Raw genomic sequence first — 14,119 nt, 5'->3', positions numbered from 1 at the left:
CTTTGGGCTTATGAAACAGCCGATTCGAAATATTGCCATTCTCGCCCACGTTGATGCGGGCAAGACGACACTTTCTGAGAGAATCCTTTTCGCGGCGGGCGAGATTCACCGCCCGGGGCGCGTGGAAGATGGCTTAGCCACGATGGACTACATGCCCGAAGAAAAGGAACGCGGCATCACGATTGAAAGTGGCGTGGCGCATTTCGAATGGAAAAATACATGGTTCAATTTTATTGATACGCCGGGGCATGTCGACTTTGGTGCCGAAGTCGATATGGCGCTTACGGCTGTGGAAGGCGCTGTGCTTGTGGTGAGTGCCGCAAGTGGCGTCGAAACGCAGACGCTTGCGTCGTTCCGCAAGTTGCGCGAATCCCGCGTGCGTACGATTTTGTTTGTAAACAAGCTCGATAATCCCGATTATTCGCTGGACGAGACGCTCATTAACATTGAAGAAACGCTTGGCGTGCGCCCGGTGCTCATGTCTGTGCCACAGTTTAAAAAAGGCAAGATGTGCGCGATGCTCGATGTGCTGAGCCAGAGTCGCTTGGTGCATTCGGAGTCGGGTGCGGAAGTTCTCGATGACGGCTGGGAATCGGATGCGGGTGCGGCGGAAGAACGTGCGCTTTTGAAAAAGTACTACGATGAAGCGGTGGAATTTGCAAGCAATTTTGACGATGAAATTTTGTCGCTTGCGCTTGAAAATAAGCCGGTGCCGCCAAAGATGCTTTTGCGCGGGCTCAAGGCTCTTGCTGCAAGCGATGAATATGTGATTTGCTATGCGGGTTCTGCGTTGGAAGGCTTTGGAATTCGCAGCCTTGTGACGGCGCTTTCGTTCTTTTTACCGGAAGTCCCGACGTTTGGTGTAAATGAGCTTGGGCAAGTTGTGCGCCTGAGGCATTTCCGTGGCGTGGGCGAGATTTCGCTGTTCCGCAGTCATGTGGATTTGTTGCGTCGCGATTGGCCGGCGGGTTTTGAATTTTCACGGCTCAAGGCGAATATGCTTTTGCCAGTGGATGAAATCCGTTCGGGCGACATTTATGCGATGGTTTCGCCGTTTGAAACGGAACTCGGGCAGGTGATTTGGTTAGATGGTTGTGGAATGTGCAGCGAGAGTGCGGAGCGAGATGCGGCGGGGAATGTTGTTGAAAATGCCGCGCCGTCGATCAGCGAAAATTATTTGCCACTTTTGCAGACTCGTGTGGAATGTGTGCGCACGGAAGATTATGCCCACGTGGAGCGCAGCCTCTCAGTGCTTGCGCGAATGGATCCGAGTTTCCGCGTGCAAAAGGACGATGGCGGATTCTGGTATTTGCATACCGTGGGCGAGGTGCAGCTCGATGTTTTGCTTGCTCGATTGAAACGTGAATTTGGTTGCGAAGTGCGTGCAGGGAGTCCTGAAGTGCGCTGGCAAGAACGCTTGTGCCGTGAAGTTGGCCCTGCCGAAAACACATTCCAGATTGGTCCGCACAAAATGTCCATCAGCATTTCGGCATCTCCGCTAGAGGGTGATGCTCATGATATTCGCTTGTCTGCGGAATTTATGGAAAAGGCTCCGCTTGAAATTTTGGCAGGCGTGCGCTCGGCGCTTTTGGAATCGACCGAAGTTGGCGTGCTCGGCAAGGGTCCGCTTGTAGGCGTGCGTTTTGAAGTCCATCGCTTTGAATGGACAGAAGGGGCGCTCCCGCCGATGATCAAGAAGTGCTGTGCTGATGCGGTGGCAAAACTTGTGAAACCTGCGGATGTGCAGTTGTACGAACCTGTGATGGAACTTTCGCTTGAATGCCCGGTGAATTTTGCAGGGCTTGTGACGGGCGATATTCAGGCGCGTGACGGCAAAGTGAAAGAAATCGAAGGCGATGGCAAAACGCACTTTTTGAAAGCGGATGTGCCGCTTCGAAAAATTTTCGGATACGCTACGGGCGTTCGTAGCATCAGCAAGGGGACTGCGCTTTATAGCATGAAATTGCTCGGGTATAGGCCGGCAACGGTTTAGAAAGCTTTGCTAATAAAAGGAGATTCCGGCTCGGAGGCCGGAATGACAAGTTCAACTGAGTCGGCCAAAATGTTGAATGTTAGTTATCGGCTGGCAGCACGGGCGCGGCGGCGGAAGTGCTCGATGAGCGGGGCGACTGTTTCCTTGAAGTCGTCGTGAGTCTCGATGCGGACAAAGTCAATGGACATGCGCTGGAAGAGTTCCTTGGTTGCCTTGCCTTGACGTTTGGCTTCGCGGGCGAATGCTTCGCGGAAGGCGGCATCGCCGGTGTCTATCAAAAGCGTTTCACCGGTTTCGGGGTCTTCGAGTTCTACGAGGCCTGCGGGCGGAAGTTCCATTTCGCGCGGGTCCACAACGGACACGGCGAGAACGTCATGGCGCTTGCGCAAAATCTTGAATGCGTTTTCGAAACCTTCATCCAAAAAGTCACTCATTACGACAACGACAGCTTTGCGGTTCAAAATCTTGCCGGCATATTCCAATGCTACTTGCGTATTGGTGCCGTGGTGTTGCGGCTTGAAGTAAAGAATTTCGCGGATGAGGCGAAGCACGTGCTTGCGGCCTTTCTCAGGCGGAATGAAAAGTTCGACTTGGTCGGTGTAAATGAGGAGACCGACCTTGTCGTTATTCTTAATGGCCGCAAAGGCGAGGAGAGCCGTGAGCGTTGCCATGACTTCACCTTTCATTTGCTTGCCAGAACCGAATTCGGAGCTGCTTGAAGCATCGACCATGAGGAGCATGGTCATTTCGCGTTCTTCGATAAATTTTTTGACGTAAGGTGTGCCGGTTCGGGCGGTCACGTTCCAGTCGATGGTGCGCACGTCATCACCGGGCATATATTCGCGGACTTCGCTGAATTCCATACCGTTCCCTTTGAAGGAACTGTGGTAAGCTCCGGTCATCACGGTGTCGAGCGTGCCGCGCACAGAAAGTTCAATGCGGCTAACGGTCTTTAAAACTTCTTTATCAAGCAATTCTTTATCGGCCATCGTAATTCTTCTTTTTTACGCTAAAGAATATACAAATATCGCGCGAGAAAGACCATAATCGCCACCGCTTTGCCGCTAAATCTCGACTTTTACGAGGATGCTTATATTACGTCCTTTCTCGGGCATGACGGATTTGAGTCGAGAAAGATGGTTGCGGACATCGGCATTGAACAAGTTATCGCCACGAAGGATGATGCTGTAATTAGCGAGTGTGAGCGCCCAATGGAATTCCAGTAGCGCACCGAACGTGACGTAGCCGGGTGTGCGTTGTTCGTAGCGGTCTAGGCGGTTTTGCGCGAGTGCAAATTCCGTGTTGACTCCTGCGTGGACGTGTGACCAAATGTAGGCCATTTCGGCGTGAAAATGGAACGGCGGAATTTGTGGCATATCGCTCCAGTTTTCGTTCTGGTAAAATCCGCAAACGTAACTCGCACCCGCTTGGGCGTAAAATCCCTGCTCTGCAGAAGTCTCGATGGATGCGCTTGCGCCCATGAGGAGTGCGTCATCTCCACTGACCTGGTAGATCGGCAAAAGCTGGGACCAGTTAGTGTCACCAGTGGCGCGTGGCGCCAAGTGATTCAGGAACCAGGTGATGTGTGTTGAGGCTCGCCAGTTGAAGTGCTCGCCGTAATCTCGAAATTCGAGTTCTGCTCCGTAACCGCTTTCATCATCGAGTTTGTGATAGCCGCGTTCGTAGGTGTAGGCGGCGAGATGTGGACCTTGGTTGTAGAGTTCTTCGATGGTCGGGGCGCGCGTGGTGCGGAATACATCAAGTGTCAGAAATTTCCCGGGGGCGACGATTTGTGAAAATTCGGCAGCGAAAGCCCATAGTGCAAAATTGCGGTCTTCAATAGCGTCTTTGTCTGCAACGACGCTTTCGCGAGGTCTGAAGAATGCTCCGCCAAGTCGTGCGGATAAGGTGATTTCTAAACCATCCCATCCATTTAAACTGGCGATGGAAAATAGCGATGCGGCGTAAGAATTGGTGGGAGGCGTAAAGACGTAACCGCCCATTTCGACAGAGCGGCTGTCGAGTTCTGTGCCGAGGCGAATGCCGAAAAATGGACCGCTATTGGCGATGAATTTTTCAATGCGCAAGTTTGCTTGATTGACCGCGAATTCTGCGCCAACGTATTTCTTTGTCTCAAATTCCTTGTGGTGGTATTGGTTGTAACGGAAGATGACGTTGAGTGTGTCGGGGCGTGCTGCGGGAATGTACAGTCCTTGCAAAGTAAAATCGCGTTTGGATAGTTCAATGTCGACGCCGTTGGGGTGACCACCGATGAATCCGCCGGGGATGCCGTAATCGGAATTGAAAGAACGGAATGAGGCTCCAAACTTGAAACGGTCAAGGCTGTAGGCGGCACCGATGGCGATGCTCCTGTTTTCGATATCCGTGTTTTTGAGCGTGCCATTGGGCGTTTGCATGTCGCCCATGTTACGTGCAGAAACTTCGCCTTTGAGCGAAACGCCGTGAACGTTGGCATTTGCGCTGATAACGGTTGCGAATCCCGGTTGGCCTGTTTCGGCGTAGTTCGCGATGTAGCCGTGGAAAAGCGAATCATCGTAGGGAATGTCTTGGTGATTTACTTGAATGACGCCGCCTGCGGTGGCGAAAGATTGTGCGAGAATTTGCGGTCCGCGCGTGATGCGCAATTTGTGTGCGGTCAGCACTTCGGATGCAACGGCATGGTCGGGCGAGGTGGCGCTCATGTCTCCGCAAAAGGAACCGTCTTCGATAAGCGTGACGTGACTGCCTGAAAGCCCCTTGATGACAGGGCGTGCGGCGGCAGGGCCCATTGAACGAATGGCGATGTCGGGCTCGTTTTTTATAGTCTCTGCAATAGTTGTAGAAATTTTGCGATCGAGTTTTTCGTCTTTTAAAACTTCGTCTTCGCGGAGTCCGTTTAAAATTGTTTCGCTAGATTGTTCGGCGACAACTGTTGAATTGCCTAAATCTTGGATAAATTCTTGGGCAAGAGAAAAATGAAGGAAGCCTCCGCAAAGGAGGCTCCCCATGACAGCCCTAATAAGGGTGTTATTCATCATCGTCATCGTCCTGGAACGGGCAATCTTCTGCCTTCAAGGCTTTATCAACAATAATGCGGATTTCCGGCGTACGTGCGTCGGCATGGTCGTGGTGCTTGACTTTGAGAGTCAGCGTTGTTTCGCCTTCCTTGACGCCTTTCAGGTGGAATCCCCAGCTGCCACATGCTTCGATGTCGAGGATGGATTCGTCGCCAATGCTCCAGCCGAGTGTGTGCTCGTCGTCCTTGGGAGCGGAAACTTCTTTCTTTTCGTCATCGAGAAACTTGACGGTCAAATGTTCGCTAAGGCAATTTGCATTGACACGGAGCGTTTCAAGGCTCTTGTCTTCTTTGCCCTGGTAAACACTGTAGGCAAGTTTCCAGTCGGGCCAGTAGAGGTTCCAACCTTCGGCTTCGAAGTGCTCGTGCTGATCGGTGGAGGTGGAATTGCTGTCGCTACATGCGGCAAAGAACGCGCAGAGCGCGGCAATAGAGAGATGTTTGATTTTCATTTTTATCCTTTGTATGGGTGAAATCTTATCTGAACATTTTGGCGTCTTTGATTATTGGGAAACCGATGCCGTCTTCTACTTTTTCAAATTCAAATGTGCCGATGATGGTGATGAATGTACCTTCGGATGGGTATTCGCTTGGAAACTTGCGTGGCTTGGCTAGCTCAAATGCGAGACCTTGTGAACAACAGGCGAGGGCGTCCTTGATAACACAACCGAAAAAACGTTGGTTTGCTTCTTCATCGAAATAGCTCGAAAAGGCTCCTTTCATTTTGATGCGCTTGCCGACGTATTTTTGAGGGTCGGTGACCATTTGGTAGACCATCGAGTAGACCATGGTACTGCTCATTCGCGTGAGGTCGATGTCGGCATTGCTGGAATTTTCTTTGGCAAATGTTGAGGTTGTGAAGAGGAGTAGAAGAGAAATTGAAAATAATTTATGCAAGATTTAATCTCCAAAAAATATGGATCCTTCGCGGAGTTTATCCCGGACTCCGTTTCGGGACTCAGGATGACGTTAAGCTCTCCTGCAGCGGATGAAACTTGTTGTGTAACAGATGAGGAATGCGACAATATCGGCAGCGACAATCGTTGAACCGACAGGAGTTCCAGCGAGGATGGCAATGATGATACCGGTGAGGGAACAGACGACGGAAATTACAGCTGCGGCAACGGTTACTGTGAAAAAGCTTTTGAAAACTCGCATGGCGGAAAGTGCGGGGAATACGACGAGTGCCGAAACGAGTAACGCGCCAACGAGATTCATGGCAAGGACTATAATCGCTGCGATGATGATGGCGATAAGGAGGTTGAATGCGTTGACATTTACGCCTGTTGCACGTGCAAAATTTTCGTCAAACGTGATGGCAAAAATCTTGTGGTAAAAGAGGACGAATGTTACGAGGACGATTGCAGAAAGGATTACGCAAAGGTAAACGTCTGTCGGCTTGAGCGTGAGAATGGACATGGAGCCGAATAGCGTTGTGCAGACATCGCCCGCGACATTTGCCGATGACGAGAATATGTTCACCAGCAAATAGCCTATGGCAAGGGCCCCAGCCGAAACCATGGCGATGGCGGCATCACCCTTGATTTGTATGCCCGAACGCGAGTCTCTGCTACCGCAAAGGAGTAAAATTGCAACAGCTACGGTCACGGGCAAAATGATGAGCATGTTGTTCGTGACTTTAAGAACTGCAGCAATCGCGAGCGCTCCGAATGCGACGTGCGAAAGTCCATCGCCTATGTAGGAGTACCGCTTGAGAACGAGCGTGACGCCCAAAAGCGAGGAACATAGCGAGATGAGCGTTCCGACAATAATCGCGTAGCGTACAAAAGGGAAGTCTAGGTAGAAGAATAGTTTGTCAAGCATGGGATAAATTGTCATGCCCGCCTCTGTGCGGGCATCTCCGTTAATGCACTAATTCGTTAAAGTTCAGTATCCTAGTGGCATTGTTGCGTGCGGCCTCAACGTCGTGTGTGACCATCACGATAGTCATGTTCTTATTTTCGTGAAGGTCCTTGATAATGTTGTACATGTTCTGCGATGATTCGGGATCAAGTCCTGTGACGGGCTCGTCCAAAAGCAACAAGCGCTCGGCAGCGCACAATGCCCTCGCCAAAAGAACGCGCTGCTTTTGACCGCCAGAAAGTTCGCGGAAACTTTCTTTCCGCAGATTCTCTGTCCGCGTGAGTTCCAAGCACTCGTTTGCGCGTTTGCGGAGGGCTTTCCCATAAAATGGCAACAACAGGCTTTTCCCTTGAAATGCCGAAAGGACGATTTCTTCGACAGATGCCGGGAAATCTTTTTGCGCTATCGTGATTTGAGGCAAGTAGCCGATTTGGTTTCGCCTGAGATTGTCGCAAAGTTCGATCTTCCCAGATTTTGGGCGTAAAACTCCGGCGAGGCCGCGCAAGAACGTCGTCTTTCCGCAGCCGTTTCTGCCTATGATGCAGAGGTATTCGCCGGAATGAATCCCGTAATCAAAACTGTGAAGAATGTCTTTGTTGTTGTATCCCAGTGTTAATTTGTTGCACTTGAGCAGAAACATATCAGTTCAAAGCCTTTTTCAAGTTTTCCAAGTTAGCTTTCATTAGCGATAAGTAATTGATGCCGTTGTTTATTTGCTCTTCTGTGATAGACTGCATTGAATTGATGGTGAGAATTTGTGCGTTCTGGGATTTTTTACTTGCGGCAAGCACTGCCTTTGCGATTTTGTCATTGCCGTTTTCGATAATGAAAATTGACGGGAGGGATTCGCTGTCCATTTTTCCTGCGAGGAATGCGATAGTTTCAAAGCTAGCCTCGCTTTCGGCGGAACAGCCAACAAACGCGGCATAATACTTAATACCATAATCGTCCACCAGATAGCGAAAAGGAAATCGATCGCCGAAAAGAACTGTCTTGCGGGCGGCGCTTTCTACTGCGGTGCGGTATTCTGCGTCAAGTGACTGGATTTGGGCAATGTAGGCTTCGGCATTTTGTTTGTAGGCGGATGCGTGGGTGACATCGATTTTGGAAAGTTCTTCGGCAATTTTCTTCACGAGAATTTCGGCATTCTTCAGCGAGAGCCAAACGTGTTCATCGTTTTCAACTTCTTCGTCGTGATGGTGTTCTTCTTCGGCCTGCATGCCTTCGACGATTTCTTCTGCCTTTACGCGGTCGCCAAGAGCTTCCATCAAATTGATTTCAACGCGGCCCTTTTTCGGGGATGCTGTGAGCGCGTCTTTAATCCATTCGTCAGATTCGCCACCGACGTAAATTACCATGTCGGCACTTGCAATTTTTGCGACATCGTGGGCTGTGGGCTTGTAACTGTGCAAATCGATACCGTTCTTGATGAGCAACGTGAGATTGACGGAATCGGTGCGTGTTCCGAGGATTTCTTTTGTCCACGCGTATTCTGGATAAATGGTGGTGATGATGGAGAGCTCGTGTGATTCCTGCTTTTTGTTTTCGGAAACGCTGTTGCAGGCTACGAGGGAGAAGAGCGCTGCGACAAAAATGGCGCACGCCAAAGAACAAAATGAAAGCTTTTTCATTTTTTAACCTTTTATGAATGTTGAATAATTTTTTAGGGCAATAGAAAGAATATGCCTGATGTTATCCCAGACGAGTCCTGGGGCGTTCATGGCAAGATTCTATTGAAAAAGAATTTAGTTGTACTGCTGGAAAGTTAATTTAGCAGTAAAATCTTTTGTGAAACTAGCGTTGTCGGGCGCAGTACAAGGACTGCAAATTTCACTAACTTAAAAAGAAAACAGCGGCAAATGATTTCAATCGGTGCTTCAACGAGTTCAAAGCAGAATTCCGAAATCAAGTCCAGACAGTGATGGAGGTGATGGCAGACGTGGCAATGCTCGCCGTGACAATGATGTTCAACGTGGTGCTCCGTGTAAAAGAGCGCCAGCGCGACCATCAACCTGTCAAGTACGTGTAAATTCAATTTGAGAATCATTCGCAAATTCAAATATAGTACAAAAAAGAAATTTTGGCAATAAAAAATTCCCGACATCGCTGCCGGGAATTTCTTTGTTCTAAGGAGGAGTTGTATGAAAAATTGCTTGGTTAATGTGCTTTTCAGCACGAGGCGCTAGCCCGATTGCCGTTAGGCAATGGTAATTTTGCGGGCTGCAGCCTGAGCTTTCTTGGTAAGGTCGAATTTCAGGATACCGTTTTCCAAGGAGACTTTAATGTTTTCGGTATCGATATCGTCTGCCAAGCGGAAGCTACGTTCGTAAGTGAACTTTTCGTCCTTGCGTGCGCGGGTCGCCTTGACGGTCAAGATATTCTTTTCGACCTGGATGTCCATGTCTTCTTTCTTGACGCCCGGAAGTTCGACTTCAAGAGCAAAGCCGCCTTCGGTTTCGTAGTAGTCGGCCTTTGGCGTGTAGGTGCCTTCGCACTTTGCGTTTGCGGCGTTCAAGCTGTCAATGAAGTTCTGGATACCATAGAAAGCGTTCGGAAGGATCTGTGTGTTCATCATAATTTTAACCTCTTTTTGTTGCGGGCTCGGCGTTTACCGTTGGCCCTTTTGTTTTACACCCTACCTTAAGCTAAAGCCGTGCCAACTTTTTCTTTTTTGAGGCTTGTGCAGAAAAATTTTTTTGTGAGGTGATGGCGAAAATTGCAAAAATGGCGAAATTTGATGAAAAAACGCAATTTTTGATGGGTGAAACGGCGAAAAAAGTGCAAAAATGTGTGCGCGGGTGGCTGAAAAATGCGATTGGAAGGTCGCAGACGAGGCGGGTATTTCAGAAAGTGACGGTCGGTGTTTCGCCAGTGAAACAATCGGTGCGTCAAAATGAAATGGGGATGTTTTGGCGAGATTTGTTATTTCTTCGCGATGGTTTTCTTGCGTTCCTGTTTCAACTTTTTAGCACTGATTTTGGGCGTGGGGAGGTTTTCTGGCATTGTTCCACCAAGTTCGGCGATTGTTTGGCGAACTTTCTTGCCTACGGCAAAATGAGTTTCATTTGCCAATTCTTTTCCCTTGATGTTTTCACGACGGAGTTTGTCATCTGTTTGTGTAATGCGGAAAAGATTTGCAGCAAGCTCTGTAGCTCCCATGTGGTCCAGTATTTGCTCGTTTTTCTTGAGACCTTTACGCTTGTGAATGTCTTTCATTCCCAAGCCGTTGTAAAGCCCCTGATATCCGCGATTTTGGAACACCGCATAATCCACGGGCGTTTCAACACCAGCTGCTTTCGCAGAACTGGCTAGGAATTTGTTGCGAATCGTAACCTCATCGCGAATAGCCAATCGTTTTTCATCTTCCGAAAGTTGCGACATTGTATCCGAAATTTCTTTTTGACGAGTCTTTACTGCAAAATATGTTTGTCCAAGAGCAATTACTTCTTTACGGGGGTCCCCGTTCATTACAATCAGGTAACAAGCGTAACGGGAAAGCTTGATATCGGTAATTTCACGCTGTGAACCAGAACCAAGAGTAACCATTTTGTTGACGCCAACAAAATGGTCTGTCTCAACAAAACCGCTTGATGCGCATGCTTCCTTTGCTCGTTTTATGCTTTTTTCGAAATTTCTCCATTCTGTATATTCCAAAGCCGTTTGCAGTTCTCTTGCATACCAAAATTCATTCCCGTTTTCATCAAAGTGCTTGATGTTTTCAAACGTCTGTTGAGAATAAGTGGTAACTTCTTTTTTAGTCATAGGGTCTCCTGTGTTTATTGTTTTTACTGGGAGCGCCCTTGCAATATGGCAAAGCCGAATAAAGCAAAAGCGCATCATTCCTTTTTACGGAATGACGCGCTGAGATGTAATGTACCTAATATCCAAAAAACTGGCAAGAGGGGCAAGAAAATTTTACATAACCTACTACTTCCTGCGAATTTACGCAGCCATCTTTTCCTCCCTACTAGATTTCTACCAACACTTCCCAATATCCGTTACGCGTTGTACCGATATGGCGGATTGCCGGATTAGGACCGTTCTTAAGCTTGTTAAGGTAATACTTTATTTGGTTTGAATCCATTCCCAATGATTGAGCCATTTCTCCTTGCGTCATAGAGGGATTGCTTTTGAGGACTTGGAGAATCAAAAGCTCTTTTTCGCTATATTGGATAGGACTGGGTAGGTTTGGGTAGTGCTTTTTTGTTTGCGACGAAAATAAAAAAATCGCCCGCGTAATTGCGGGCGATGCGCTGTAAACATTTGTGTATGGCGGCCCCGGAATAAATCCGGGGTGACATTCTATTACTACTTCTTCTTCGCAGTGCTCTTTTTCGGAGCGGTGAAGTAGTTCTTCATGAAAACTTCGAATTCTTCGTCTTCGATTTTGTGCATGGTCGAGAGTTTATCGAAAATCCAGCAAAGTTGTTCATCGGTTTGGATGGCGACGTAGCCGTCTTTGCGGAAGACTTTGAGTTTCAAGAGGCCGCTATCCCAGCGCTTCGAAAGTTTGAAGTCTTCGAGCAAACGGGACTGTTCCTTACAGATTGCGAGTTTGTCTGCAAATGAGTAAATCGGGGCGTAGATGTTCGGGTTGCAGAGGTGCAAAAGTCCGTTACGGGCGTTTGCAGGGTTCTTTGCAAACTTCTTGGAAGCGAAGTCTTCGAGCTGTTCCTTGATTTCGGAAACGGTCTTGCCGCGGGTGGCTGCCGGGAGGGTGGAAAACTGGTTCAGGATGCCCTGCAAAAAGCTGAGGTCCCAGTTCTTGGAGGACGTGCCGGTGCCTGCTTTCCAGAGGCCTGCATTGCCTTTGCCTGTGTTGGCGATGGCGTAGAGTGCGACTGCCTGCGGGGCGAATTCGCCGTTGGTCGGTGCTGCGGGGATGGCTTCGACGGTTTCACCGAGAAAGTTCTCAGCGAGGTACTGGTCGAATGCGTCGTAGATTTCTTCTTTGCCCGGGACTTTGAAACGCGGGGCGCCATTTGCTTTGAGTTCTTTGATTGTTGCCATTTTTCTTCCTTTATTTTTTTCTTACTTAAATATACACAGAAATGTGGGCGCGGGTACAAGGAATTGTAAAACTATAGCGAAATTCCCGTGTCGCGCTCGCTGACGGTGGTGACTGCGGCTTTGAACGTGTCATCGCCTGCGATGATGGTGACGCTCTCCTTGGCGCGGGTGATGCCTGTGTATATGATTTGGTTGGTGAGGAGGGGGTGGCCGATTTTAGTTGGCAGGAACATGGTGACGTGTTTATATTCGGAGCCTTGCGATTTGTGGATGGTGATGGCAAATGCTGTCGCAATGGAATCTTCGGGGAGGACCGAGAGCGGGTAGAAGACGAAGTCGTCGCGTGTCCTTTCGCTGCCTTGGGGAGGCGCTTTTTTGAGCATGAGGCAGGGGGTGTTGCCGTCGAAGACGACGATTCCCGTGTCGCCGTTGTAGAGCTTGAACATTTCCTGGTTTCGCGTGATGATGAGGAGTTGACCCGGGAAGTAGCCGGAATCATCCCATTGGACGGTTTCGCCTTGCGATTTCTTTTTGGCGCGCCAGAGGCTCTTGATTTTAGAGCAAACTTTTTTGTTTATGTTTTCGATGCCACGGAGGCCTCGGCGTTCGGCACAGAGGATTCGCTTTGTCAGCGATAGTTGCCAGATTTGATTGCGTCGGGCGGTTTCGCTGTGGTCGGGATCGTCTGCTTCGGTGCCGGTGCGTTGCGGATGAATCTGTTCAGCGAGCTCGGGGAGCTTGGCAAAATTGCGGGACCATTCGGCAATGAACGATTCGATGCGTTTGTCTTCTTCTTTTTTAGTGAGTGGGTTGTTGTCTGTTTCGAGCTTTCTGTAGAAAACTTTGTCCTTGAAGGTTGCGGAGTTTTCGTTTGCGAGGTCGTCAAATGCCTCGCCACTTATGAATTTGTGCGGGACGAACTTGTTGTTGTTCTTGCTCTCGGCGACTTCCTTGATTTCTGCGGCGAGTTTGCCGATGTTTGAACGGTCGTCAAATCGATTGGATTCGTTGAGCTTGACGGAAAAATCCTTGCCGGATTGCACTTTCAAGATTTCGCCGAGGACGGCGCCGGAATCAACAGACGGGAGCTGGAACGGGTCACCGAGAATGAAGAGGCGTGCGCCTTCGGGGATGGCTTCGAGAAGTGCAGCGAACATTTCGATGTCTATCATGCTCGCTTCGTCAATGACGAAGATGGAATTCTTGGGGAATTGCTCTTCGTGATTGTACATGAAGCCGCCTTTGCTTTTGGAGAATCGGAGCAGACGGTGGATGGTACTGCTTTCGAGTTCGTTCAGCTTGCGGAAAATGCGCTCGTTGTCGCTCTTTTGTTCGTCGCGGATTCTCGCGAGACCATCGATAAGGCTTTCGCGCATGCGGTCGGCGGCTTTGCCGCTCGGAGCGGCGAGATAGATGTTCCAATCGAGCATTTCGCTATGGCTTGCAAGCAGGTTCCACAGAATGTAGAGAACGACGGTAGTCTTGCCGGTGCCCGGGCCACCTGTGACAACGAGGTTTTCGGTTTGCCCGCGGATTATGGCTTCGGCCTGGCGCTTCTTGATGAGGAAGGGCTTGTCGCCGAATGGCTTACAGATGCTTGCGACTTTTTCGGTGCACTGCGCGATTTCTTCGTCGGTCGGCTTGCTACCGTTTTTGAACAAAATATTCGCTGCTTTTTCAATCACGCATTTGGCATCGAAATGCTTGGTGAAATAGAGGTGCGTACCGCTTTCGCGCTTGGCGAGAATGAACGGCTTGCTTAAAGAATCTTCGGTGGAAGCCGTGTCGGTTTCTCGGCTTTCCATAATGGCAGAAAAGTCACTTGTCAGGAGGTCTTGAATGCCGTTCGTGATAATGCTTGCAAAATCGTCTGCGGTTGCAAATGCGCTTTCGTCGATATCTTCTTCGGCGGTGCTGATGCGGAGCATCACGAGGCCGTTCCATTTGCGGGTCCACATATCCGTGAATTGCAATGCATCTAGCGGAACGCGCGTGTTGCCGTCGTCGAGGAGCGACATGCATAGCGTCAGGAATTTTTGCGTATGGAGTGGAATGTCGCTTTTGATTTCAAAAAGCAGGTGGAGCAAGTGCTTGTCAAGCGGAACGAGCCCGCGCATTTCAATGAGGGCGTCGATGAATTCGTCAATCGATTCTGTTGCGAGTATTTTATTGTCCAT

General features: G+C 49.3%; 13 protein-coding genes. 1 reads left to right on the top strand and 12 read right to left on the bottom strand.

Translation table 11 applies throughout. The annotated features are described in order from the left end of the window. Positions 1-10 precede the first annotated feature (10 nt). Entirely contained in the window at positions 11-1,993 is a 1,983-nt protein-coding gene (locus B7982_RS06965) for a GTP-binding protein (RefSeq protein ID WP_088660130.1), read from the top strand. An 83-nt stretch (positions 1,994-2,076) separates the two neighbouring features. Here B7982_RS06965 and B7982_RS06960 read toward each other — a convergent pair whose 3' ends face one another. From B7982_RS06960 to B7982_RS06905, 12 genes are all read right to left on the bottom strand, one after another. Continuing rightward, positions 2,077-2,982, bottom strand: coding sequence for a DUF58 domain-containing protein (locus B7982_RS06960; protein ID WP_014545921.1), 906 nt, complete (start codon positions 2,980-2,982; stop codon positions 2,077-2,079). 75 nt (positions 2,983-3,057) lie between these two features. Further along, positions 3,058-5,031: a TonB-dependent receptor gene (locus B7982_RS06955; protein WP_088660310.1), complete on the bottom strand. Its 1,974-nt coding sequence runs from the start codon at positions 5,029-5,031 to the stop codon at positions 3,058-3,060. Beyond that, a complete protein-coding gene (locus tag B7982_RS06950; protein WP_088660129.1) occupies positions 5,021-5,521 on the bottom strand; it encodes a hypothetical protein in 501 nt (166 codons plus the stop codon). Before B7982_RS06950 ends, B7982_RS06955 begins: the two co-directional genes overlap by 11 nt. 25 nt (positions 5,522-5,546) lie before the next feature. Next, entirely contained in the window at positions 5,547-5,966 is a 420-nt protein-coding gene (locus tag B7982_RS06945; protein ID WP_088660128.1) for a hypothetical protein, read from the bottom strand. A gap of 72 nt (positions 5,967-6,038) precedes the next feature. Next, complete coding sequence (locus tag B7982_RS06940; protein ID WP_088630148.1) at positions 6,039-6,893, bottom strand: metal ABC transporter permease; 855 nt, start codon at positions 6,891-6,893, stop codon at positions 6,039-6,041. A gap of 40 nt (positions 6,894-6,933) precedes the next feature. Further along, positions 6,934-7,572, bottom strand: a complete 639-nt coding sequence (locus tag B7982_RS06935; protein ID WP_088660127.1) for a metal ABC transporter ATP-binding protein — start codon at positions 7,570-7,572, stop codon at positions 6,934-6,936. A gap of 1 nt (position 7,573) precedes the next feature. After that, positions 7,574-8,563 (bottom strand): metal ABC transporter substrate-binding protein, encoded by a 990-nt coding sequence (locus B7982_RS06930; protein WP_088660126.1) that lies wholly within the window; start codon positions 8,561-8,563, stop codon positions 7,574-7,576. A 566-nt stretch (positions 8,564-9,129) separates the two neighbouring features. Continuing rightward, positions 9,130-9,507 (bottom strand): Hsp20/alpha crystallin family protein, encoded by a 378-nt coding sequence (locus B7982_RS06925; protein WP_088660125.1) that lies wholly within the window; start codon positions 9,505-9,507, stop codon positions 9,130-9,132. A 347-nt stretch (positions 9,508-9,854) separates the two neighbouring features. Then, positions 9,855-10,694, bottom strand: coding sequence for a DNA damage-inducible protein D (dinD, locus tag B7982_RS06920; RefSeq protein WP_088660124.1), 840 nt, complete (start codon positions 10,692-10,694; stop codon positions 9,855-9,857). Between the two features lie 205 nt (positions 10,695-10,899). Continuing rightward, positions 10,900-11,082: a winged helix-turn-helix transcriptional regulator gene (locus B7982_RS06915; protein ID WP_255396746.1), complete on the bottom strand. Its 183-nt coding sequence runs from the start codon at positions 11,080-11,082 to the stop codon at positions 10,900-10,902. Positions 11,083-11,240: 158 nt separating this feature from the next. Then, the gene (locus B7982_RS06910) at positions 11,241-11,942 is read right to left on the bottom strand and encodes a hypothetical protein (protein ID WP_088660123.1); all 702 of its coding nucleotides are present in this window, start codon (positions 11,940-11,942) and stop codon (positions 11,241-11,243) included. Positions 11,943-12,013: 71 nt separating this feature from the next. After that, positions 12,014-14,119, bottom strand: coding sequence for an ATP-dependent RecD-like DNA helicase (locus B7982_RS06905; protein WP_088660122.1), 2,106 nt, complete (start codon positions 14,117-14,119; stop codon positions 12,014-12,016).

The sequence above is a fragment of the Fibrobacter sp. UWB2 genome (assembly GCF_002210425.1).
GTDB classification, from domain to species: Bacteria; Fibrobacterota; Fibrobacteria; order Fibrobacterales; family Fibrobacteraceae; genus Fibrobacter; species Fibrobacter elongatus.
Note: the sequence above shows the minus strand (reverse complement) of the source record. Positions and strands in the feature narration are given on the sequence as shown.

What these genes read in the sequence shown, in the direction of transcription:
- B7982_RS06960 (WP_014545921.1), bottom strand. Translation starts at nt 2,982, where the DNA reads ATGGCCGATAAAGAATTGCTTGATAAAGAAGTTTTAAAGACCGTTAGC.
- B7982_RS06910 (WP_088660123.1), bottom strand. Translation starts at nt 11,942, where the DNA reads ATGGCAACAATCAAAGAACTCAAAGCAAATGGCGCCCCGCGTTTCAAA.
- B7982_RS06935 (WP_088660127.1), bottom strand. Translation starts at nt 7,572, where the DNA reads ATGTTTCTGCTCAAGTGCAACAAATTAACACTGGGATACAACAACAAA.
- B7982_RS06955 (WP_088660310.1), bottom strand. Translation starts at nt 5,031, where the DNA reads ATGATGAATAACACCCTTATTAGGGCTGTCATGGGGAGCCTCCTTTGC.
- B7982_RS06930 (WP_088660126.1), bottom strand. Translation starts at nt 8,563, where the DNA reads ATGAAAAAGCTTTCATTTTGTTCTTTGGCGTGCGCCATTTTTGTCGCA.
- B7982_RS06965 (WP_088660130.1), top strand. Translation starts at nt 11, where the DNA reads ATGAAACAGCCGATTCGAAATATTGCCATTCTCGCCCACGTTGATGCG.
- B7982_RS06925 (WP_088660125.1), bottom strand. Translation starts at nt 9,507, where the DNA reads ATGATGAACACACAGATCCTTCCGAACGCTTTCTATGGTATCCAGAAC.
- B7982_RS06940 (WP_088630148.1), bottom strand. Translation starts at nt 6,893, where the DNA reads ATGCTTGACAAACTATTCTTCTACCTAGACTTCCCTTTTGTACGCTAC.
- B7982_RS06905 (WP_088660122.1), bottom strand. Translation starts at nt 14,119, where the DNA reads ATGGACAATAAAATACTCGCAACAGAATCGATTGACGAATTCATCGAC.
- dinD (WP_088660124.1), bottom strand. Translation starts at nt 10,694, where the DNA reads ATGACTAAAAAAGAAGTTACCACTTATTCTCAACAGACGTTTGAAAAC.
- B7982_RS06950 (WP_088660129.1), bottom strand. Translation starts at nt 5,521, where the DNA reads ATGAAAATCAAACATCTCTCTATTGCCGCGCTCTGCGCGTTCTTTGCC.